Origin of the sequence: Acidisoma sp. L85, from assembly GCF_009765865.1 — a bacterium.
Classification (GTDB): domain Bacteria; phylum Pseudomonadota; class Alphaproteobacteria; order Acetobacterales; family Acetobacteraceae; genus Acidisoma.
Genome location: NZ_LMUQ01000064.1, coordinates 139840 through 160401, shown reverse-complemented (window position 1 = coordinate 160401; position 20562 = coordinate 139840). Strand labels below are relative to the sequence as shown.

Annotated in this window: 19 protein-coding genes; 11 read left to right on the top strand and 8 right to left on the bottom strand. The window is 64.7% G+C overall.

Translation table 11 applies throughout. The features are described from left to right. Positions 1 to 3 precede the first annotated feature (3 nt). Positions 4 to 684, top strand: a complete 681-nt coding sequence (locus GSQ83_RS22655; RefSeq protein ID WP_158805143.1) for a hypothetical protein — start codon at positions 4 to 6, stop codon at positions 682 to 684. 213 nt (positions 685 to 897) lie between these two features. On the opposite strand, the gene GSQ83_RS22650 is transcribed toward GSQ83_RS22655, so the two are convergent. Continuing rightward, positions 898 to 1116: a hypothetical protein gene (locus tag GSQ83_RS22650; RefSeq protein WP_158805142.1), complete on the bottom strand. Its 219-nt coding sequence runs from the start codon at positions 1114 to 1116 to the stop codon at positions 898 to 900. A gap of 127 nt (positions 1117 to 1243) precedes the next feature. Further along, entirely contained in the window at positions 1244 to 2284 is a 1041-nt protein-coding gene (gene cysK / locus GSQ83_RS22645; RefSeq protein ID WP_158805141.1) for a cysteine synthase A, read from the bottom strand. Between the two features lie 65 nt (positions 2285 to 2349). On the opposite strand from cysK, the gene GSQ83_RS22640 reads away from it, so the two are divergent. Next, positions 2350 to 2805 (top strand): Rrf2 family transcriptional regulator, encoded by a 456-nt coding sequence (locus tag GSQ83_RS22640; RefSeq protein WP_158805140.1) that lies wholly within the window; start codon positions 2350 to 2352, stop codon positions 2803 to 2805. A gap of 65 nt (positions 2806 to 2870) precedes the next feature. Here the strand turns inward: GSQ83_RS22640 and GSQ83_RS22635 are convergent, their stop codons facing one another. After that, complete coding sequence (locus tag GSQ83_RS22635) at positions 2871 to 4253, bottom strand: M20/M25/M40 family metallo-hydrolase (RefSeq protein WP_158805139.1); 1383 nt, start codon at positions 4251 to 4253, stop codon at positions 2871 to 2873. Positions 4254 to 4371: 118 nt separating this feature from the next. Here GSQ83_RS22635 and GSQ83_RS22630 point away from each other — a divergent pair, with 118 nt between their 5' ends. After that, positions 4372 to 5730: an aspartate aminotransferase family protein gene (locus GSQ83_RS22630; protein WP_158805138.1), complete on the top strand. Its 1359-nt coding sequence runs from the start codon at positions 4372 to 4374 to the stop codon at positions 5728 to 5730. Next, positions 5727 to 6221, top strand: a complete 495-nt coding sequence (locus tag GSQ83_RS22625; protein WP_216850496.1) for a GNAT family N-acetyltransferase — start codon at positions 5727 to 5729, stop codon at positions 6219 to 6221. Before GSQ83_RS22630 ends, GSQ83_RS22625 begins: the two co-directional genes overlap by 4 nt. A gap of 175 nt (positions 6222 to 6396) precedes the next feature. Here GSQ83_RS22625 and GSQ83_RS22620 read toward each other — a convergent pair whose 3' ends face one another. From GSQ83_RS22620 to tal, 3 genes are all read right to left on the bottom strand, one after another. Continuing rightward, positions 6397 to 7320, bottom strand: coding sequence for a glycosyltransferase family 9 protein (locus tag GSQ83_RS22620; protein WP_158805137.1), 924 nt, complete (start codon positions 7318 to 7320; stop codon positions 6397 to 6399). A 244-nt stretch (positions 7321 to 7564) separates the two neighbouring features. Continuing rightward, the gene (denD, locus tag GSQ83_RS22615; protein ID WP_158805136.1) at positions 7565 to 8551 is read right to left on the bottom strand and encodes a D-erythronate dehydrogenase; all 987 of its coding nucleotides are present in this window, start codon (positions 8549 to 8551) and stop codon (positions 7565 to 7567) included. A gap of 137 nt (positions 8552 to 8688) precedes the next feature. Beyond that, complete coding sequence (tal, locus tag GSQ83_RS22610; protein ID WP_158805135.1) at positions 8689 to 9771, bottom strand: transaldolase; 1083 nt, start codon at positions 9769 to 9771, stop codon at positions 8689 to 8691. A gap of 418 nt (positions 9772 to 10189) precedes the next feature. Here tal and GSQ83_RS22605 point away from each other — a divergent pair, with 418 nt between their 5' ends. The 3 genes from GSQ83_RS22605 to GSQ83_RS22595 all read left to right on the top strand — a co-directional run bounded on the left by GSQ83_RS22605 (position 10190) and on the right by GSQ83_RS22595 (position 13985). Continuing rightward, on the top strand, positions 10190 to 11209 hold the full coding sequence (locus tag GSQ83_RS22605) for a sugar ABC transporter substrate-binding protein (RefSeq protein WP_158805134.1): 1020 nt from the start codon (positions 10190 to 10192) through the stop codon (positions 11207 to 11209). A 221-nt stretch (positions 11210 to 11430) separates the two neighbouring features. Next, positions 11431 to 12969 (top strand): sugar ABC transporter ATP-binding protein, encoded by a 1539-nt coding sequence (locus GSQ83_RS22600; RefSeq protein ID WP_216850494.1) that lies wholly within the window; start codon positions 11431 to 11433, stop codon positions 12967 to 12969. 29 nt (positions 12970 to 12998) lie between these two features. Beyond that, positions 12999 to 13985 (top strand): ABC transporter permease, encoded by a 987-nt coding sequence (locus GSQ83_RS22595; protein WP_158805133.1) that lies wholly within the window; start codon positions 12999 to 13001, stop codon positions 13983 to 13985. 3 nt (positions 13986 to 13988) lie between these two features. Here the strand turns inward: GSQ83_RS22595 and GSQ83_RS22590 are convergent, their stop codons facing one another. Continuing rightward, the gene (locus GSQ83_RS22590; protein WP_158805132.1) at positions 13989 to 14765 is read right to left on the bottom strand and encodes an SDR family NAD(P)-dependent oxidoreductase; all 777 of its coding nucleotides are present in this window, start codon (positions 14763 to 14765) and stop codon (positions 13989 to 13991) included. A 91-nt stretch (positions 14766 to 14856) separates the two neighbouring features. On the opposite strand from GSQ83_RS22590, the gene GSQ83_RS22585 reads away from it, so the two are divergent. From GSQ83_RS22585 to puuE, 3 genes are read left to right on the top strand one after another with little or no spacing between them, the layout of a single operon-like run. Beyond that, positions 14857 to 16116: a Zn-dependent hydrolase gene (locus GSQ83_RS22585; protein WP_254065846.1), complete on the top strand. Its 1260-nt coding sequence runs from the start codon at positions 14857 to 14859 to the stop codon at positions 16114 to 16116. Between the two features lie 13 nt (positions 16117 to 16129). Beyond that, positions 16130 to 17161 (top strand): NAD(P)-dependent oxidoreductase, encoded by a 1032-nt coding sequence (locus GSQ83_RS22580; protein ID WP_158805131.1) that lies wholly within the window; start codon positions 16130 to 16132, stop codon positions 17159 to 17161. A 28-nt stretch (positions 17162 to 17189) separates the two neighbouring features. Continuing rightward, positions 17190 to 18128 carry an allantoinase PuuE gene (puuE, locus tag GSQ83_RS22575; protein WP_158805130.1) on the top strand — a complete coding sequence of 313 codons (939 nt, stop codon included), beginning with the start codon at positions 17190 to 17192 and terminating at the stop codon, positions 18126 to 18128. Between the two features lie 145 nt (positions 18129 to 18273). Here puuE and GSQ83_RS22570 read toward each other — a convergent pair whose 3' ends face one another. Then, complete coding sequence (locus GSQ83_RS22570; RefSeq protein ID WP_158805129.1) at positions 18274 to 19176, bottom strand: 2-hydroxyacid dehydrogenase; 903 nt, start codon at positions 19174 to 19176, stop codon at positions 18274 to 18276. A gap of 38 nt (positions 19177 to 19214) precedes the next feature. Between GSQ83_RS22570 and GSQ83_RS22565 the strand changes: the two genes are divergently transcribed. Then, complete coding sequence (locus GSQ83_RS22565; RefSeq protein WP_158805128.1) at positions 19215 to 20489, top strand: aromatic ring-hydroxylating dioxygenase subunit alpha; 1275 nt, start codon at positions 19215 to 19217, stop codon at positions 20487 to 20489. Positions 20490 to 20562: the final 73 nt, after the last annotated feature.

Sequence of the window (20562 nt, the reverse complement as noted above, 5' to 3'; positions counted from 1 at the left end):
CCGATGGACCCGCATCCCAAACGCCGCCCCCGGTGGCGCCTGCCGACGGGTCTCGCGGCGCTCTCATTGCTGCTGTTGCAGGCGTATCCCGTGAAGGCGGCTGACCACGCGGTCGCGTGGCCTGACAACCCGGCGTCGCGGGCCGAGGCCGAGTTCCGCCTAAAGCGCCTCGAAAACCTATTGCTGACGCAGCCGAGCGCGACGGCGGTGCTCGAAAGCTGGTGCAAGACCTACCAGATCGCGCGGGACCCTCGCGTCATTGCCGAGCGGCCACCGGCTCCGGATAAACCCGCGCCGCCCGATGTGCGGACCCACCTCCGCATCACCTCGGGCGAGACGATCCACTACCGGCATGTTCGTCTGCTATGCGGGGGCCAGTTGCTCTCGGAAGCAGACAACTGGTACGTCGCCGACCGGCTTACGACCGAGATGAACCGGCTGCTCCAAAGCACCGACACGCCTTTTGGGCGGGTCATCAGCGCGCTGCATTTCCGGCGGACGACACTGTCGTCGCAAGTTTTCTGGTCGTCGCGTTCGGCGGCGCCGGATATTCGCGGGGATCTCGCCTTCCCCGCTCACGTCATCACGAACGAGGCGGTTCTTCACGCCGTTTCCGGGCTGCCGATCGCGGAGGTCGTCGAAAGCTATACCGCCGGCGTGCTGGGCTCGCCGCCAACCCGATAGGTTGGGCTGGGTGTCTTTGGTACTGAGCCGTACTCACTCGACCTCGTCATGCTCGGCGAAGGCCGAGCATCCACGCCTTCGCTTGCATGACAAAGGCGGGGCCGTCGCCGCAAGGCGTGGATGGCATGCCTTCGCATGCCATGACGAATCTTTGATCGCGGTTGAGGCCTCGGGAGCCCCGGCGCCTTATCCGCGCCGAGCTCCCGTTACAACTTAGCGGCGGTAGTGGCCGGCCGCGATCGCAGGGATGTCGTTGCGGCTGAAGCCGAGTTCCTGCAGCTCGCGATCCGTGTACATCGACAGCTCCTTGGAGATCCGGCGGCGCTCCTTCGCTTCTGCGAAGCGAGCCTGGATGCTGAAGGTCACGGCGCTGACGCTGTCGGCCAAAGCGCGGCCGATGCTGCGGTGACGAGAATGGGTAAGAGATGCCACGGCTAAATGCCTCCTCGGCATGGTTATGCTGCGATGCAACATATGTCCGAGGGCCCTGACAGTCTATGCCGCAGCGCAGCATCCAGCCATGCAATAGCGTCACAACTTCGTTATAGCGACCTAGCCTTTACAGTCCGGCGAAGAGATTCGTGGAGAGATAACGCTCGGCCGAGGAGGCCGCGATCGCCACGATGTTCTTCCCCTCATTGGCCGGATCCTTCGCCAGCCGCAGTGCCGCATGGAGTACGGCGCCCGAGGAGATCCCGATCGGGATGCCCTCAAGCCGCGCACAGCGGCGGGACTCCTGCATGGCATCCCGCTCCGAGACCGGAATTACCTGGTCGATCCGCTCCATTTCGAGGTTGATGGGGCAAAAACCAGGCCCGATGCCCTGGATCTCATGGGGCCCGGGATCGTCGCCCGAGAGCACTGCGCTTTCCGCGGGCTCGACCGCGATGATGCGCATGCCAGGCCGCCGGGCCTTTAGAACGCGTGCGATGCCCGTAAGCGTCCCGCCGGTGCCGGCGCCGGCGACGACGATATCGACCTCGCCGCCCGTATCCGCCCAGATCTCCTCGGCGGTCGTTGCTGCATGGATGGCCGGGTTGGCCGGATTGTCGAATTGCCGCGCCATCCACGAACCCGGTGACTTCGCAATGATCGCCTCGGCCCGGCTGATCGCCCCGGCCATGCCCATCCGCGCGGGCGTGAGTTCCAGGGTCGCGCCCATGAAGCGCAGCATCTTCTGCCGCTCGATGGAGGCGGAATCCGGCATCACCACGGTCAGCGCATAGCCCTTGGCGGCCGCGACGAAGGCGAGGGCAATGCCGGTATTGCCGGACGTCGGTTCGACGATGAGGCTGCGGCCAGGCTCGATCAGACCATCCCGTTCGGCGGCCTCGATCATCGCCAGGCCGATGCGGTCCTTCACCGAGCCCAGCGGATTGAGATATTCGAGCTTGAGGAGCACGTCCGCGCTGAGGCCATCCTCAGCCTTGAACCGTGCGAGGCGAATGAGTGGCGTGCCGCCGATGGCATCGAGAATGCTGCCATAAATCCGCCCGCGCGGCACCGATACGGCGTGGGCGGCCCGTGCTTGTTCGTTTTCTCGCGCAATTTCCGTCGACCGGCCTTTTTTCCTGCCAGCGACTCCTACCGAACCCGTCATTGTCCTATATAACCCTCGGAGGAAGTGAATTTCTTAGCTTCGCCGCGATCAAGGAGAGAACGTCGATGCTCATGCGTCGCGAACGGGCCTATACCGCTATCGCGGTCATGCTGGATATAGGATGGCACGCCGGCCGGCAGCGCCTTGAAAGCGCTGGTGATATCGCAGACCGTTTGGCGATGGCTCGGCGTGGAATCGAGCCGGTTCTGCAGGGACTCGCCCGAGTCGGCCTGCTGGACAGCACGCGCGGCCCGAAAGGCGGTTACCGTCTGGGCCGCAGCGCCCGTCAAATCAACCTCGCCGAGATCGTGGAAGCGGTGACGGGAGGCGACGGCGCGGAGGAAACCGTCACGGAAGCAGGCGGCGAGTTGCAGACGGCGGCGGTCGAGCCTCTGTGGGTCGAGCTGGAACAGCATGTCCATGCCCATTTGCAGGCCATTACGCTGGAGGCGCTCATCCAGCGCGCCCAGGTTTCGGGCCTGAAGCGCCCGGCCCATGCGCCGATCGTCTTCGCGATCTGAAGCAGCTCTCACCATTTCGCCCGGCGAGATCCGAGCGGGCGATTGCAATGCTCAACGTCGGTTGGTCACTTCAGAGCGTCGAGGATCCTGATCCACGAGCGGATTCCGTTCTGGAAGCTGCGTAAGTCGTATTTTTCGTTAGGCGAATGGATGCGGTCGTCGTCCATCGCGAAGCCGACCAACAGCGAGTCGATGCCGAGAACGTGCTGAAGGTCGCCCACCACGGGGATCGACCCACCCGAACCGATGATCGCGGCCGCCTTGCCCCACTCTTCGGTCAGGGCCGCCTGTGTGCGCCGCACATGTTCGCCGTCGGAAGGCACTGTCACGGCCGGGCTATTGCCGTGGCCGAGGAAACGGGCCTCGCAGTCGGCCGGCAGACGCTCCGTCACGAATTGCCGGAAGGCCGCCTGCACCGCCTTCGGATCCTGCCCGCCCACCATACGGAAGGAAATCTTGGCGGAGGCTTCGGAGGGGATGACGGTCTTCGCCCCCTCCCCCGTGTAGCCACCCAGGATGCCATTCACGTCGCAGGTCGGCCGTGTGGTGATTTGCTCCAGCACGGAGCGCCCCCGTTCGCCGGCCGGAACCGACAGGCCGACCGCGCCGAGGAAACCGGCATCGTCGAAGCCCAACGCGTCCCAGCCCGCTTTCACCTCCGGCGGTAATTCCCGCACGTCGTCGTAGAAACCGGGGAGCGTCACGCGACCCTCGGCGTCATGTAAGTCGGCGATGATGCGGGCCAGCACACGGATCGGATTCTGCGCCGCGCCGCCATACATGCCGGAATGCAGGTCCATCGACGCCGCGCGAATGGTGACTTCCTCATAGACAATGCCGCGCAGCATCGTGGTGATCGCGGGGGTCTCCGCATTCCAAAGGTCGGTATCGCAGATGAGACAGAAATCGGCTTTCAGCTCCTCCCGGTTCTCGGTGAGGAAGGGCACCAGGCTGAGGGCAGCGGATTCCTCCTCGCCCTCGAGCAACACGGTGACGTCGATGGGCAATTCGCCCCGCGTTTCGATGAAAGCGCGGCAGGCTTCCACGAAGGTCATCACCTGGCCTTTGTCGTCCGACGCGCCGCGCCCAACGATCGCCTCACCGCGCGGACCCGGCACACGTTGCGGCTCGAAGGGCGGCGAGGTCCAAAGATCCAGCGGGTCGGGCGGCTGCACGTCGTAATGGCCGTAGAACAGGACATGCGGCGCGCCAGCGCGACCGGTGCGGCGGTGGCCGACGACGATGGGCTGCCCCAGCGCCTTCCGTGCCGAGGCCTCGAAGCCAATTTCGGTCAGCGCGGCAGCGGCCCAATCGGCGGCCCGGCGGCAATCCGCCGCATAGGCGGCATCGGCGGAGATTGATGGGATTCGCAGGAATTCAAAGAGCCGGTCGAGGCTGCGATCCAGACCATTATCGGCGGCGTCGAGCACGGCATTCAGGTCGGTCATCGTAAGGGCCTCGATGCTTGGGGTCGTCAGCGGATCAACTGTCTCAAGCACGCCTCGCGGGCCTGGGCAAATGCGGCGTCCCGGCCGAAGCTAGGGTGTGGCGATAGGGGGAGGCGTTATGCCGACGGATCAATCCGCGTCGAAACTGTTCTACCAGACGCGGCTGCGGCGGCCCCTGCTCGATCGGGCCGAGGGCGTCTATCTCTGGGACCAGAACGGCAAGCGCTACCTCGACGGTTCCAGCGGCTCGATGGTCTCCAACATCGGGCACTCCAACCCGGCCGTGCTGGAAGCGATGCGGCGGCAGATGGACCGTTCGACCTTCGGCTATCGCCTGCATTTCGAGAACGAACCGGCTGAGCAACTCGCCAACCGGATCGCAACGAAGATGCCGCCGGGGCTCGACCGCGTCTTCTTCGTCTCGGGCGGTTCGGAGGCGGTGGAGAGTTGCCTCAAGCTCGCCCGCCAATATGCGCTGGCGATCGGTGAGGCGCAGCGCTGGAAGGTCATCTCGCGCTTCCCTTCGTATCACGGCACGACCCTGGGCGCCCTTTCAGTCACAGGCATGTCACTGATGAGTGCGCCTTTCGCGCCGATGATGCGCGAGATGCCGAAGATCCCTGCGCCGACTTGCTACCTCGACCGGGACAGCCTCTCGGCCGAGGAACGCGGGCTGCGTTATGCGCGGATGCTGCGGGAGGAGATTCTGCGGCAGGGGCCGGAGACGGTGCTCGCCTTCATCATGGAGCCGGTGGGCGGCGCCTCGACCGGAGCGCTGGTGGCGCCGGACAGCTACCATGCCGAGATCCGCGCCATCTGTGACGAGTTCGACATCCTGCTGATCAGCGACGAGGTAATGAGCGGCGCCGGCCGCACCGGGAAATATCTGGCGCTGGACCATTGGGGCGTACGGCCCGATCTTATCGCACTCTCGAAGGGGCTGGGTGCGGGTTACGTGCCGCTCGGCGCGATGGTGGCTGACGCGCGGATCGCCAATGCCGTGATCGACAATGGCGGCTTCATGCACGGCCATACCTATGCCGGCAATCCCCTCGCCTGTGCCGCCGGCCTCGCGGTGATCGAGGAGATCGATCGGCTGGACCTGTTGGAAGCGGCGCAGGATCGAGGTGAACGGCTGAAGGCGCGGCTTCAGGCGCTCATGCAGCGTTTCCCATTTATCGGCGACGTGCGCGGCAAGGGGCTGCTGCTGGCCTTCGAGCTGGTGGCGGATCGGGAGACGATGGCGCCGCTCCCGGCTGAGCTGAACGCCCATCTGCGGCTGATCGATATCGCGTACGAGCGTGGGCTAATCCTCTATTCGCGCCGCACACGGGGTGGCCGTATCGGCGATCACTTCATGGTTTGTCCGCCGCTCATCGTGACGGAGGCGCAGATCGACGAGATCATGGATGGGATCACCGCGAGCCTCCTCGACTTCGCGAGGGGAGCTGGTCTGCCGGCTGGGGCATCGGCTTGAGTTCGTCGGCTCTTATCAGGGAGGCGAAGGTAGACGAGCTTGGCGCGGTCGCGGCGATGATTCGCAAACTCGCCGAACACATCGAACCGGGCTTCGTCCCCAGGACGACCGCCGCGGATCTGCTTGCGCACGGGGCTGCGGGGCGAGGCCGCTTCACCATCCTGGTGGCGGAACAGGCGCATGGGCTGGTCGGCTTCTGCCTTTACTCCTGGCTGTTCTCGGCATGGCGAGGGCGGCCGGGCGTTTACTTATCCGATCTTTATGTGGACGAAGCGCAGCGAGGCGCGGGCCTCGGCATCGCGCTCTTGCGCGCGGTGCTGGCGCGCGAGGCTCACGAGGATTGCGGCTTCATCCTGCTCGAAGTCGATCGGATGAACGCCTCGGCACGCGCCTTCTACGAGCGGATCGGCTTCGTCCTGAAAGACCACGACGACAGCTTCATCCTGGCCGGTACGGCACTCGACCGGCTGCGCTCAACGCCAACGGGTTAGGCGTGGTGCGAACGTGATGCACTGATGCGAGCCGCGACCCGAAAGATCCGTCATGGCACGCGAAGGCGTGCCATCCACGCCTTACCTTCGTGAAGCAAGCAAAGGCGTGGATGCTCGGCCTTCGCCGAGCATGACGTGGTGGGATGAGCGCGGTTCAAACCAAAGACATCCCGCCTCAACGCGCCGCCAATATCGTCGCCGTCCGCTCCGGCACCGTGTCCAGCATTCGCATGCAGGCCGCGTAGGCCGTATCGACGGAAAGGCTCTCCATCGACGGTCCGTCCGCCAAGGCCCAGGCCGCATGCTTGCCGGCCGGGGCCATTTCCTCCGCACGATCGATCGTCGTCCCGCACAAACCGATCGTCGGTGTTTCGGACGCGGCGGCGAGGTGCATGAGCCCGCTGTCATTGCCGACATAGAGGGCGCAGCGCTGGATGCAGGCGGCCACCTCCGGGATGATGAGGTTGCCACGGAAGTCGAGCGCGCCCGGCAGTGCCGCGAGCAAAGGTGCGGCCATGTCGCGCTCCGCGTCTCCAGGTCCCGCGAAGACGGCGGGGATGGCATTCGGCAGCGGTCCCTCGGCGAGCCTGCGAAACAGTTCCGCGAAACGGTCGGCGGCCCAGACCTTCGGCGCCCAATTCGCGGTCGCGCCGAAGCCGATCACTGGCCGGCCCGGCGGCAACAGCGTTGCCGCCTTCGCGCGATCCTCCGGCGCCGTCCAGACGATCGGCAGCGGTGGCGGTTTAATTTTGAGGATGGCGGCGTATTGCTCGTACATCCGCCCCGGAACCCGCCGCCGCACGGCACGCCTGCGCGTCGGCAGAAGATAGGCGATGAGGGAGCCGCGCATATCGACCACGAGATCCCAGAAGGTAAAGGCCGCGTCGCGCCACAGCCTCAACCAATGCAGGTCGCGCCGATGCTTGACGACGATGATCGTGCGCTCGTGGTTCGGCATCCGCGCGAAAACGTCCCGTGCGGCAGGACCGCAGGCGATGGTGAAGCGCGCTTCGGGGTAGGTTCGGATGAGGTGATCCAGAACGCCGCAGGTAATGACGGCATCCCCAATGCGATTGGACGAGATGAAGAGGATGCGCATGGCCACTCTCCGCGTCAGGGCGTTCGGGTCTGGCGCAGAGGATAAGGAGCCTGTCGTGATCCGTGCGAAGGATGTCTTTGGTTTGAACCGCGCCAATTCCGCCACGTCATGCTCGGCGAAGGCCGAGCATCCACGCCTTCCTTGCTCGACGAAGGCGAGGCATGGACGGCACGCGGGGGGCCGCCCCGCCTTTGCGTGAAATGACGGATCCTTTGGCCGCGGCTTAGCGTCGAAGACACCGACGCTAAACGCGGCCGCCCAGCTCTTCCTCGATATGCACGCGCACGATCGCCTCGAAGGACGCATCGGCGCGGAAACCGAGCGCGAGTGCGCGCTGGGTGTCGAAAGCCTCTGGCCAATTGCTGACGAGACGTTCGATCGCGGGATCGGCTTTGCGGGTGATCAGCCGGGTCGCGGCCTCGCCGGCGACGCTTCGCAGCGCCTCGATCTCCTCGGCGACGGTGGCCGTGACGCCCGGCAACGCCAGGCTTCGCCTGCCGCCCAAGGGCGCGAGGTCGCAGGTCGCGGCATGGATGAGGAAGCCAATCGCGGCGCGCGGGCTGGCGAACCAGTGGCGTACCTTGTCGCTGACCGGCAGCACCGCCGGCTGACCCACCAAAGGCTCGCGGATGATGGAGGAGAAGAAGCCGGATGCCGCCAGGTTCGGCTTGCCCGGCCGCACGCAGATGGTCGGCAGGCGAAGGCCGATGCCATCGAGGAAGCCTCGGCGGCTGTAATCCGCCAGCAACAGTTCGCCGATGGCCTTCTGGGTGCCATAGCTGGAGAGCGGCGTGAGGTTGAAGTCATCCGGAATGACCGGCGGCATCGGCGTGCCGAAAACCGCGATCGAGGAAGTGAAGACCACCCTCGGGTAATACTTCTCCGTATTGGCTCGCGCGCCTTCCTGCCGGATGGCCTCCAGCAGATACCGCGTGCCATCGAGATTGACGCGGTAACCCTTGTCCATGTCCGCCTCGGCCTCGCCGGAAACGATGGCGGCGAGGTGGAAGATGATGTCGGGGCGCGTCGCGACGAAGCGATCGACAACGCCGGCGGCCGAAAGGTCCACCGCCTGACGCGTCACATTGCCCTTGAAGCCGGCGGGCGCCAGCGGCTCAACGACATCGACCAGCGTCAGTGTGTCGGGCGACAGGCCCGCCGTCCCGCTCACCAGCCGATCGGTGAGCTTGCGGCCGAGCATGCCGGCAGCGCCTAGGATGAGAATATGCACTTTGGGAAGTCTCCTCGCCGAGAGTCTTTCCAGCCAGCTAGATCAGGATCAGGCCGGTGGCAACGCTCTATCGGCACGGAACAGTAAAGCGCCCCTCTCGCCACCTGTGCGACGAGAGGGGTTTGGTCGTTCGAAGACTAAGCGAGCACTTTGCTCTTGGACTCGATCGCGCCCATCAGCTCGGTCCAGGACTTCACGAAGCCCTTGGCGCCAGCTGATTGCAGCTCGGTCGATAGCGCGCTGAGGTCGATGCCCGCTTTCACATGCGCGGCCAGAACTTCCTCGGCGTTACCGCCGTCACGCGGCAGGGCGGTCGCTGACTTGCCGTGATCGGCGAAGGCCAGCAGCGTGCCTTCCGGCATCGTATTGACCGTGTTCGGAGCGGCCAAGCCCGCGATATACAGCGTGTCGGACGCGTTCTTGTCCTTCGTGCCGGTGCTAGCGAAGAGCAGGCGCTGTGCGTGGGCACCGACATTCTGCAGACGCTGGAAACGGTCACTCTCGATGATGTCGCGATAGGCCTTGTAGCACTGCGCGCCGACCGCGAGGCCGAGGGTATTGCGGATCTCGGCCGGGACCTTCTCGGTCACGGACGCATCCCACCGGCTGATGAACAGCGAGGCGACGGAGCGCACATCGGCCGACAGACCGGCGGCGACCCGGCGCTCCAGTCCCTTCATATAGGCATCGGCGGCGAGCTTGTACTGGTCGGTGGAGAACAGCAGCGTCACGTTGATGGGGATGCCGGCGAAGATCGCATCCTCGATCGCGGGCAGGCCCTCGGGCGTGCCGGGGATCTTGATAAAGAGGTTCGGCTTGTTCGCCTGCTTGTGCAGCGTCTTGGCCTGATCGACCGTCGCCTTGGTGTCATAGGCGAAGACCGGTGACACTTCGAGCGAGACGAAGCCGTCCACCGTGCCCGTGCGCTCGTACACCGGGAGGAACAGATCCGCCGCGCGGCTCAGGTCCTGCACGGCCATGTTGAAGAACAGGCCCTCGCCCTTGGCGCCGCTATCGAGCTGCGAGATGATTTCCTTGTCGTACCATTTGCTCTTCGAGATGGCGTTGTCGAAGATGGTCGGGTTGGAGGTCAGGCCCGTGACCGACAGCTCGTCGATGTAGCGCTTAAGCGTGCCGCTATCGAGAAGATCGCGCGTGATGTTGTCGAGCCACAAGCTTTGGCCCAGCCGGTTCAGAGTCTTCGGTGCGTCTGAGGCCATGGGTTGGTTCCTTTACCGCTGGTCTAGGGTTGCCGGATCGGATGCGTCCTCGTGGTCCTGGCACGCCACGGCGCACCTTCCACTTCGGCCAGCCTCCCGATCCGCCATTGGGTGAATGTCGGTCAGGCTTAGTCCTCAATTAGCACGTGTCCCCCCGGGGGAAAATGGTCTCGGGCCGCGGCTTTTGCCTTCCGCACGGCGAGGCGGGCGTGCTGAAGCAAAAGTGTCATTGGGAGCGTGCGAGGTCTGTTGGACTCCGACCCTTCAATTGCTCCGTGGCTCAAATTGTCTCGTTTGAGGCATATCTGGTTTGCCGCCGACGGCGAGTTTCGCCGCGTTGACGCTGCCAGGGGGGCTATCTACTGTCCTAATCAACGCCGCGTAAAAAAGCGAAAAGTCTCGGCGCGAGGGAGAACTCATGTCCAAACTCAAGCAGAATCTCGCGGCGATTGCCGCTGTCTCGTGTCTCGCATGGGCCGCCTCGGCAGCCCATGCGGCCGACAGCTATACGGTCGGGCTCAGCGTCGCCACCCTCGCCAATCCTTTCTTCCAGGGGATGACGAAGGGCGTGCAGGCCGGGATCGCCCAACATCCTGACCTCAAGCTCATCAATACCAGCGCCAATGGCGATGCGAATACCCAGACCAACCAGGTCACCGACCTCATCAACCAGCATGTGGCGGCGCTGATCCTCAACCCGATCAACGCCAATTCCATCGTGCCGGTGGTGAAGGAAGCCAATAAGAAGGGCATTCCGGTCTTCACGCTGGACCGTGGCGCCGCCTGCGGCGATTGCCAGGTGAACTTCCTCGAGACCGACAACGTGGCGCTCGGCAAGGAGGGCGCCGACTTCATCGCGGAGCAGCTCAAGAAGCGCTACGGCTCGGTGAAGGGCAATGTGGTCGATCTCGAAGGTCTCCTCGGCACCACGGCGGGCGATGAGCGCGAGCAAGGCTTCGCCGCCGAGCTGGCGGTGCTGCAAAAGGACAATCCGGACCTCAAGCTGGTGGCCAAGCAGGCGGCGGATTTCGATGCCGACAAGGCCTTCAACATCATGACCCAGCTTCTCGCGGCCCATAACGACATCGACGCGGTGTTCAACGGCAATGACGACAACGCGGTCGGCGCCATCCGCGCGATCCGCCAGGCCAACCGATTCGCGCCGATCGGCGATCCGAAGCACATCGTGATCATCAGCATCGACGGCACCGAGCAGGCGCTGAGCGCCATCCGCAAGGGCCAGATGGATGGCACGCTGTCGCAGAACCCCCTGACCATGGCCAAGCAGTCGGTCGCCTATGTCGAGGCCTATCTGCATGGCGACAAGGCAAGCATCCCCGCGCATCAATTCTGGCCGCATATGCTGCTGACGAAAGAGACGATCGATAGCCCGGCGGCCAAGGCCTATGGCCTGTGGGGCGACGAGGTGAGCCAGTAAGGCGACAATATGTTGTTGGATGCGGTGAGGATCGGGCGTCCAGGACTTATTTGCTCGACTAAGGCAAGGCGTGGATGGCACGCCCTCGCGTGCCATGACGATACTCTCGAGGCCAGCCTGTCCCTTGAGCCGGTGAGCCGCCCGCTCAACCCAACCCATTCGTCATGCTCGGCGAAGGCCGAGCATCCACGCCTTCCTAGTGAAGTCGTGGGCAGGCGTGGATGGCAACAGGACTTGGCCGTAAGACCCCGCGCAAATGCGGGCCTGACAGCATGACGCGGCTGCTGGAGATGCAGGGCATCTCCATGGGGTTCCCCGGGGTGAAAGCTCTCTCCGATGTCAGCATCTCCCTCGACCGGGGGGAGGTGCTCGGTATCGTCGGCGAGAATGGCGCCGGGAAGTCCACCTTGATGAAGATTCTCGCCGGGGTGTTTCGCCCCGATGCGGGCCAGTTGCATCTTGAGGGCGTGCCATTCAGCCCAAGGCGTCCCAAAGACGCGTTGGATGCCGGGATCATCGTGATCCACCAGGAACTCAGCCTCATCCCCGAGCGTTCGGTGGCCGAGAACATCTTCCTCGGCCATCTGCCGCGCGGCAGGCTCGGCGGGATACGCCGCGCCGCGCTGAACCGCGAGGCGAGCCGGTTGCTCGCCCGCGTCGGCCTCTCCGTTTCGCCACGCACGCTGGTTCGCCGGCTCGGCATCGCGCAGCAGCAGCTGGTGGAGATCGCCCGCGCGCTGTCCCGCGAGGCGCGGGTCATCGTCATGGACGAGCCGACGGCGACGCTGACCACGGCCGAGCAGCGCATCCTGTTCGCCACGATCGCGACGCTGCGGAATGCCGGCGTCGGGCTGGTCTTCATCAGCCACCATCTGGAAGAAGTCTTCGAGATCTGCGACCGCGTGACGGTGCTGCGCGACGGCGCCGCCGTGGAAACCCGAGCGACCAAGGATTGGACCGAGGACGCGCTGATCCAGGCGATGGTCAATCGCCCGATCGAGGCGCTGTTCCCCGCCCGCCACGCCACGCTGGGCGAAGTGCTGCTCCAGGTCGAGGGGCTCAGTTCCGCCGGCCGCTTCGAGGATGTCTCCTTCGAGCTTCGGGCCGGCGAGGTGGTCGGCCTCGGCGGCCTGATCGGCGCGGGCCGAACCGAAGTGCTCAAGACGATCTACGGCGCCCTACCCGCGACCAAGGGCAAGATCCATGTCGAGTCGCGGGAGCGCCATATTCGCTCGCCGCGCCAGGCGCTTTCCGCCGGGGTCGCGCTAGTGCCAGAGGACCGCAAGGGCGAGGGTCTGGTGATGCCCTTCTCGCTCCGCACCAATGTCGCGATGTCCACCCTCACCAAGGTTTCCTGGCTGCGCTCGATCCTCGCGCAAGGCCGGATCGACCGGCTGGCGGAGCACGCTGTCGAAGACCTGCGCATCCGCACGCCGGGCATTCGCCAGCTTGTCCGGTCGCTGTCGGGCGGCAACCAGCAGAAGGTCGTACTGTCTCGCGCCTTGACCACGAAGCCGCGCATCTTCCTGCTCGACGAGCCGACGCGCGGTATCGATGTGGGTGCGAAAGTCGAGGTCTATCGGCTCATCAACGCCTTGGCGGAGCGCGGAGCGGCGATCCTGGTCGTGTCTTCCGACATGCTGGAGCTGCTGGGTCTCTGCGATCGTGTCCTGGTGATGCGGACAGGCCGCATCGCCGGGATGGTCGCCAAGGCCGATTTCAGCCAGGAACGCATCATGGCCCTCGCAGCCCTCGGCTGACGCGGCGTCCGTTAAAGAGAAGGCTGTCGATGGCATCCGGTCAAACCTCCCCCGCCCCGAAGCGAAACTTCGGTCTCTCCTCGGTGACGCGCGCCATCAACGAGCTGACCATCGTGGTGGGTTTCGTCGCGATTTCGGTCTATCTGGCGATAACGACGCCGTCCTTCCTGACCTCCGCCAATCTGCTCTCGATCCTGCTTGCCAGTTCGCTGATCGGCATCGTGGCGGTGGGCGAGACTTTCGTCATCGTAACGGGCGGCATCGACCTATCCGTGGGTTCGGTGGTGGCCTTTACCGGCGTGATGGCGGGGCTCGCGCTCAACGCGCATATCCCGGTGCCCATCGCGGTGCTGCTGGGTGTGGGCATCGGCGCGTTGTCGGGCGGCTTCATCGCCTTCGCGGTGACGACGCTGAACATGGCGCCCTTCATCGTGAGCCTCGCGGTGCTCGCCATGGCGCGCGGCCTCGCCTTCATCGTCACCAACGGCAATACGATTTTCTCCTTCCCGGACGCCTTCGACAATATCGGCGGCGGCAATATCGGCCCCTTCCCGGTCGCGGCACTGATCGCGGCGGCGGTGTTCCTGATCGCGGGCCTGGTGCTGGCACGCACGGTGTTCGGCGCCGAGGTCTATGCCGTGGGCGGTAATCGCGACGCCGCGCGGCTGGCGGGCATTCCCGTGACGCGCACGCTCGCCATCGTCTACATCATCAGCGGCGCGCTGGCGGGGCTGGGCGGCGTGGTGCTGGCTGGGCGGCTGGACAGCGCGCAGCCGATCGCGGCGGTGGGGCTGGAGCTGAACGCGATCGCGGCCGTGGTTATCGGCGGCGCGTCCCTGTTCGGGGGCAAGGGCAGCATCCTGGGTACGCTGCTGGGCGTGCTGATCATCGGCCTGATCAACAACGGTCTTACGCTGAAAAACGTGCAGCCCTTCTGGGTGCAGTTCATCCAGGGCGCGGTGATCTTCGGTGCGGTGCTGATCGACAGCCTCAACCAGAAGCGCCGCGGCGGCTGAGGATCAGGCGGCCAGCCAACCGCCATCGACCACGAGGTTCGAGCCGGTCATGAAGGTGGCGCGGTCGCTCGCCAGGAACACGGCGGCATTCGCGATGTCCTGCGGCCGGCCGAGACGCGGCCAGGGCGTGCGGCGTCGGGCATTCTCCATCAGAGCGGGATCCATCGGCAGCCCCGGCTTGCCGGTCACGACCTTGCCCGGCGAGATCGAATTGCAGACGATCAGGTCCTTGGCATAGTCAACGGCGATCTGCCGCGTGAGATAGATGGCGCCCGCCTTGCTGACGCCATAGGGCGTATCGCGCGGCGAGGTCACGATACCCTGCTGCGAGCCAAGATTGATCAGCCGCCCCCGCACCTCCTCCCGAGGCTCCTGCGAGATCATCTGTTGCACCGCGCGCTTACAGCCGAGGAACATGCCGGTCATATTGACCGCCATGACATGCTCCCACTGCTCGATCGTCGTATCCAGCAGCGGCGTTCCCGAATAGATCGCCGCGTTGTTGACCATGACATCGAGCCGGCCATAGAGCGCCACCGTTTTCGTCACGAGCCGGTCGAGATCCTCCCATTTCGAGACATCGACGGTTTCGAAAATGCCCTTGCCGCCCGCACGGGTAATCAGATCGAGCGTCGGCTCGCCGCCTTCCAGCGGTTCGGTAGTGATATCGGCGAGCGCGACCGTCGCCCCCTCTGCCGCGAAGCTGAGGGCGATAGCGCGACCGATCCCGGCACTTGCTCCGGTGACGACGGCGATCTTTCCGGCGAGCAAACTAGACATTCATGGTGGTTCCATGGCTGGATGAAATTGTCGCTGACGTGACACGCATTCTCGCTGAACTTGCAGAGCGAGCAACCAGTTTTCGAGGATCTTGCCGATTAACGACATCATTCAATTCGATCCCGACCTCGCCGGCGCGATCTTCGATGAGCTGGCGCTGGCCACGCGCGTCGGACGCGGTATCGTTCGCGATAGCTACGGCGCGGGTGAGCAGGCGGCTCATGACATTCTGAGGCGCAGGGCCGTCGCGATCGGTCTGGAATGCGCGGTCGATGCCATCGGCAACCTGACGATGACACTGCCGGGCCTTGACCGCGCGGCGCCGCGCATCATCATCGGCTCCCACCTCGACAGCGTGCCTCAGGGCGGCAATTTCGATGGCGCGGCGGGTGTCGTAGCAGGGCTTTGCGCCCTCTCGGCATTGCGAAGCGGCGGTTTCGTGCCGCGTTGCGACATCGCCGTGATGGGCATCCGCGCCGAGGAATCCGCTTGGTTCGATATCGCTTATGTCGGGAGCGCCGGGGCTCTCGGGCTGCTTGATCCGGATTGCCTGTCGGTCGCGCGCGCGGATACCGGACTCACTCTAGAGGCGACATTGGCCGCGCAAGGCTTCGATCCCAGCGCAATTCGCGAGCGGCGTCACCTCATCGAACCAAATAGCATCCGCGCCTATCTGGAGCTGCACATCGAGCAGGGTCCGACGCTCGTCAACGAGGGCCTGCCGGTTGCCGTGGTCACCGGCATCCGGGGCTGCAAACGGTTCCGCAATGCGCGGTGCGTCGGCGCCTATGCGCATTCCGGCGCCGTCGCCCGCCCCTATCGCCGCGATGCGGTGGCCGCGACAGTCGCACTTCTGCATCAGATGGAAGCAGTGTGGCTGCGTGAGGAAGCGGCCGGCGCGGATCTCGTGCTGACCTCGGGTGAGTTTTACACCGACGCCACAATGCACGGCCCCAGCAAGATCGCCGGAGAAACGCGCTTCGTTCTGGATATCCGCAGCACGTCGGACACCACCATGAACATCGTGGCGGCCGAGGCGCGAGATGCGGCTGAACGTATCGGGCGAGATTATCGGGTGAGCTTCGATCTCGGCACCACTAGCGATTCGCCACCGGCACTCATGGACACAAGACTGCGTGCGAAGATCATGGGTCTGCTCGACGCGCCTTTCGAGATGGCGAGCGGCGCAGGCCATGACGCGGCGGTCTTCGCGCAAATGGGGATCCCGAGCGCCATGATCTTCATCCGTAACGAGAATGGCAGTCACAACCCGGATGAGGCGATGACGCTGGATGACTTCGGTGTCGCGACACAGACGCTGATCAGCCTGCTCGTCGATTTCCCGATATGAGAGAAGATTCGCGATGACCGTATTGGTGACTGGGGCGACGGGCTTCGTGATGAGCGTGCTAGCGCGGCGCTGGCTGGAGTCCGACCCAACCCTGCGGCTGGTGGCTCTGGACACCGCACCGCTCGACGCTGAGGCGTTGCGCTATTTCGCGCCGGTGGCAGATCGCCTGTCCGTCATTGTCGCGGATGTCACGCGGCCGGAAAGCTGGCGCGATGCGCTGGCGGGGTTTGACATAACGCACATCGTCCACGGCGCGACCGTGACGCCGCTGTCGCGCGGTTCAGCGGCCGAGGCGAAGCGGGAGCCCGAAGCGGAAAATCCTGCCCGCATCATCGACGTCAACATCATGGGAACCGTGGCCGTGCTGGATTGGGCCCGCGCATTGCCCGGTCTGCAACGCGTCATCTATGTCAGCTCCGGCGCGGTCTACAAGCATCACGGTCCCGATCGTCCCGGTGAGCCTTTGCCCGAGGATGGCTATGTCATGCCGCGAAAGCTCTACGGAATCTCGAAGCTGGCATCGGAACTCATCACCGAACGCTATGGCGACCTGTTCGGGCTCTCCACCGCCTCCGTCCGGTTGTCATCGGTCTACGGCACAATGGACCGCGCGACGGCGAGCCGCAACTTCCGCCATATTCCCAATCGCATCGCCCACATGGCGCTCGACGGCGCCAGCCCCGTGCGCGCGAATTCGCTCGATGTCGTCGGTGACTATATTCATGCGGAGGATGTGGCTACCGCAATCCTTGCGCTGCTGCACGCGCCGAAACTGCGATTTTCGGCCTACAACATAGCCGCCGGCCACGTCACGACGATCCGTGAACTTGTTGACTGGGCCGCCGAGAAGACGCCTGGATTCACCGCCGAGATCGCGCATGGCGAGCGGGCCGACATCCTCAATGATGCGAGCCTGACCGGCGGCATGTGGGGTGCCTACGATATCTCGCGCATCGCTGCCGATACCGGCTGGACGCCCCGCCCGACGCGCGAAGCGTTTCATGGCTATATGGACTGGATCGCCGCGCGGCGATCGGCCACCTGACAGAGCATCGAATGACTCGGGCACAGCAATGATCTCAGCCGAACCCTATCCTCGCGATCTCCTCGGCTATGGCGGCCGCCCGCCACATCCGCGCTGGCCGAATGACGCCAAGATCGCAGTCTCCATCGTGCTGAACTACGAGGAAGGCGGCGAGTACTCGGTGCTGCACGGCGACCCGCATTCGGAATATGTGCTCACCGATCTCGGCGCGGTCCCTCCCCTGCAAGGACTGCGCGATCTCAACGTCGAATCCATGTTCGAATACGGCAGCCGCGTGGGTTTCTGGGAGATCATGCGCCTGTTCCGCGAGCGCGGCGTCGATGCGACGATTTACGGCGTCGGCATGGCGCTTGAACGCAACCCCGATGCGGCCGCCGAGATCGCCGCCAGCGGCCTGGAAGTCGCCTGCCACGGGCAGCGCTGGATCGACTACCAGCAGGTCCCGGAGGAAGTCGAGCGCGCGGATATCGCCCGCAATATCGAGGTCATAACCCGCATGATCGGGCGCCGGCCGCTTGGCTGGTACACCGGCCGGCCTGGCCCCAATACCCGTCGGCTGGTCGTGGAGGCTGGCGGTTTCCTCTACGACAGCGACGCCTATAACGACGATCTTCCCTATTGGACAAAGGTGGATGGCCGCGCGCATCTGATCGTCCCTTACAGCCTCGACAACAATGACAGCCGCCTGCCGCGCGGCGCTGATTTCAGCACGGGCGACGACTTCTTCACCTATTGCCGCGACGCTTTCGATTGGCTGTATCGCCAAGGCGCCGAGGGCCGCCCGCGCATGATGTCGATCGGCCTACACGCCAGGATCATCGGCCGCCCCGGCCGGATTGGCGCGCTGGCGCGGCTACTCGATCATATCCAGACCCACGACGGCGTCTGGCTGTGCGACCGCTCCTCCATCGCGCGGCACTGGATCGCCCGTCACCCGGCCCACTCCGTCGGCCAGACGCAAGTTTAGGTCGTATTTACGACAACACGGTGCTTTGATGAGGGGCAGTCTTTCCCCTGCATCGGAGCACGGCATCAGTGGATTTCGTTGCGCCTGAAACAGTCGCCTCGGCACAGTATCCCTTGGCGACCGGTCCCTTTACTCTGCGGGTCCCTCAGCTCAGGGCGTCTCGCAGCGAGACGATGCCCGCGCGCAACAGACGGCGCGTCGCCTCCACCGTGAACCATGCGGCGTGGGGGGACAGCGTGACGCTGTCGAGGGTGGTCAGAACATGACCCGGCGGCAGCGGCTCCTGCGCGAAAACATCGAGGCCCGCATGCAGGTCGCCTTTTCTCAAGCGGGCCACAAGCGCTTCCTCATCCACCAAGCCGCCGCGCGCCGTGTTCACCAGGACCGCACCACTTTTCAGCAAAGCAATCCGCTGGCGATTAATGATGCCACGGGTCGATTCATCCAGCCCGAGATGCAGCGAGACGATATCGGACGTCGCCAATACTTCGTCGAACTCCAGCAAGGTGCAGGGCGCATCAGGCGGCGGCGAGCGATTCCAGCCAACGACCTCGCAGCCCACCGCCTTGCCCAGAACCGCCAGGGCACGGCCGACGCCGCCAAGCCCCAGAACGCCCAGACGTGCTCCGGCGATGTCCCGGCCGAGTTGTGGCGCCCATTGGCCGGCCCGCATGCCGCGATCCATGGCGGCTATACCGCGCCGCGCCGCGAAGATCAGGCCAAGCGCGTGCTCGGCCACCGAACCGTCGCCATAACCCTTCACACGATGCACGGCGATGCCGCGCGCCTGCGCCGCCGCGAGATCCACCCAGCTTCCGACGCCGGTGCTGAGGTAGGAAATCACGCGCAGATCCGGCAATGCCGCGAGAGTGCGGGCGTCGACTTTAGTCCGCAACAGAACGAGGCCGGCGCAGCCTTGCGCAGCCGCCACCAATCCTTCCGCGCCAGGCTCGGCAAGCCGCACATCCAGCGTCGGAAGCAGGGCGCGGATCTCCGGATCGAAAGCGGCAGCCATCTCCGCGCTGCAATCGGGGAAGGCGAGTTTCATTGGTCAACACTCTCTCAGCACGACGGCAAGAAATGCCCATGATCTCCACCAGCGCAACCTTGGAACGACAGACATTCGCCGGAGGTGCCGCCTCGGTGCGCGATCTGCTCCGTGCACGGCGCCCGCGCCATGGCTTGCCGGGCGCCTTCTACACCGACCCTGACATCTATGCCCTCGACATCGCGGCGATCTTCGAACGCGAGTGGATCTTCGTCGGCGCTCTCTGCGAGATCCCGAAACCTGGCAATTTCCTCACGGTCACCATCGGCAACAGCCCGATCATCGTGTTGCGCGACCGCAAAGGTGAGGTGCGCGCGTTCTTCAACACCTGCCGTCATCGTGGCTTCAAGCTCTGCGATGCCGCCAAAGGACATACACCGGCGCTCATCTGCCCCTATCACCGCTGGACCTACCGGCTGGATGGCACCCTCGCCCACGCCAAACACATGCCGGAAGACTTCAACCCCGAGGAGTTTCCCCTTGTCAGCGTGCATGTCCGGACGGTCGGCGGCACGATCTATGTTTGCCTCGCCGACGATCCGCCGGATTTCGCGCCCTATCAGGAGGCGCTGACCCAACAGCTTGCGCCACACGCACTCGAACACGCGAAGGTGGCGTTCGAGGCCGATCTTGTCGAATACGGCAACTGGAAAATGGTGATGGAGAACTCTCGCGAGTGCTATCACTGCGCCACCGGCCATGACGAGCTGATGCTGACGTTCCTCGACATCTACGATTTCGCCAATCCGGATCAGGCGACGAATATCAGGTCCTATTGGGACAAGTGGGAAACCGCGGGATTCGGGCCGAGCGTCAGCGAGGGGCCAACCCACCGGGCCGTCCGCCTGCCGCTCACCGGCGATGCCCGGTCCATGACGATGGACGGCAAGATCGCGGTTGGCCGTCCACTCGGCCAGGCGCCGGCGGATGCTTATGGTTCGCTGCGCTGGGTCCATTACCCCTCGACCTTCAACCATTGCCTGAACGACTACACAGTGCTGATCCGCATGCTTCCGCTCGGCCCCGAGGAGACGCTGGTGACGACCAAGTGGCTGGTCGATGCGGACGCCGTCGAAGGCCGCGACTACGACCTCAGCAATCTTCTGAAGGTCTGGACGATCACCAATGATCAGGACAAGGCGCTGGTCGAACGCAACCAAGCCGGCGTCCGATCGAGCGGCTATCGGCCGGGCCCCTATTCGCCCTCCCTGGAAGCGGGCGTGCTGAAATTCGTCGATTGGTATTGCGAGAAGCTTGACCATCATCTCGATGGCCTTTCCCGGTCGCCCAATCGCGACGGGCGGTCTTCATAATCGCCCCCGCCAGATCGGAGCGCACCACGCGGATCGGCTTTCTGCTGATCCCCGGCTTCGCGCTGCTGCCTTA

Bases quoted from the DNA above. Each gene is read 5' to 3' on its own strand.
- puuE (WP_158805130.1), top strand. From the start codon at position 17,190: ATGATCTCAGCCGAACCCTATCCTCGCGATCTCCTCGGCTATGGCGGC.
- cysK (WP_158805141.1), bottom strand. From the start codon at position 2,284: ATGACGGGTTCGGTAGGAGTCGCTGGCAGGAAAAAAGGCCGGTCGACG.
- GSQ83_RS22630 (WP_158805138.1), top strand. From the start codon at position 4,372: ATGCCGACGGATCAATCCGCGTCGAAACTGTTCTACCAGACGCGGCTG.
- GSQ83_RS22580 (WP_158805131.1), top strand. From the start codon at position 16,130: ATGACCGTATTGGTGACTGGGGCGACGGGCTTCGTGATGAGCGTGCTA.
- GSQ83_RS22570 (WP_158805129.1), bottom strand. From the start codon at position 19,176: ATGAAACTCGCCTTCCCCGATTGCAGCGCGGAGATGGCTGCCGCTTTC.
- tal (WP_158805135.1), bottom strand. From the start codon at position 9,771: ATGGCCTCAGACGCACCGAAGACTCTGAACCGGCTGGGCCAAAGCTTG.
- GSQ83_RS22565 (WP_158805128.1), top strand. From the start codon at position 19,215: ATGATCTCCACCAGCGCAACCTTGGAACGACAGACATTCGCCGGAGGT.
- GSQ83_RS22640 (WP_158805140.1), top strand. From the start codon at position 2,350: ATGCTCATGCGTCGCGAACGGGCCTATACCGCTATCGCGGTCATGCTG.
- GSQ83_RS22595 (WP_158805133.1), top strand. From the start codon at position 12,999: ATGGCATCCGGTCAAACCTCCCCCGCCCCGAAGCGAAACTTCGGTCTC.
- GSQ83_RS22605 (WP_158805134.1), top strand. From the start codon at position 10,190: ATGTCCAAACTCAAGCAGAATCTCGCGGCGATTGCCGCTGTCTCGTGT.
- GSQ83_RS22600 (WP_216850494.1), top strand. From the start codon at position 11,431: ATGGCAACAGGACTTGGCCGTAAGACCCCGCGCAAATGCGGGCCTGAC.
- GSQ83_RS22590 (WP_158805132.1), bottom strand. From the start codon at position 14,765: ATGTCTAGTTTGCTCGCCGGAAAGATCGCCGTCGTCACCGGAGCAAGT.
- GSQ83_RS22655 (WP_158805143.1), top strand. From the start codon at position 4: ATGGACCCGCATCCCAAACGCCGCCCCCGGTGGCGCCTGCCGACGGGT.
- GSQ83_RS22635 (WP_158805139.1), bottom strand. From the start codon at position 4,253: ATGACCGACCTGAATGCCGTGCTCGACGCCGCCGATAATGGTCTGGAT.
- GSQ83_RS22620 (WP_158805137.1), bottom strand. From the start codon at position 7,320: ATGCGCATCCTCTTCATCTCGTCCAATCGCATTGGGGATGCCGTCATT.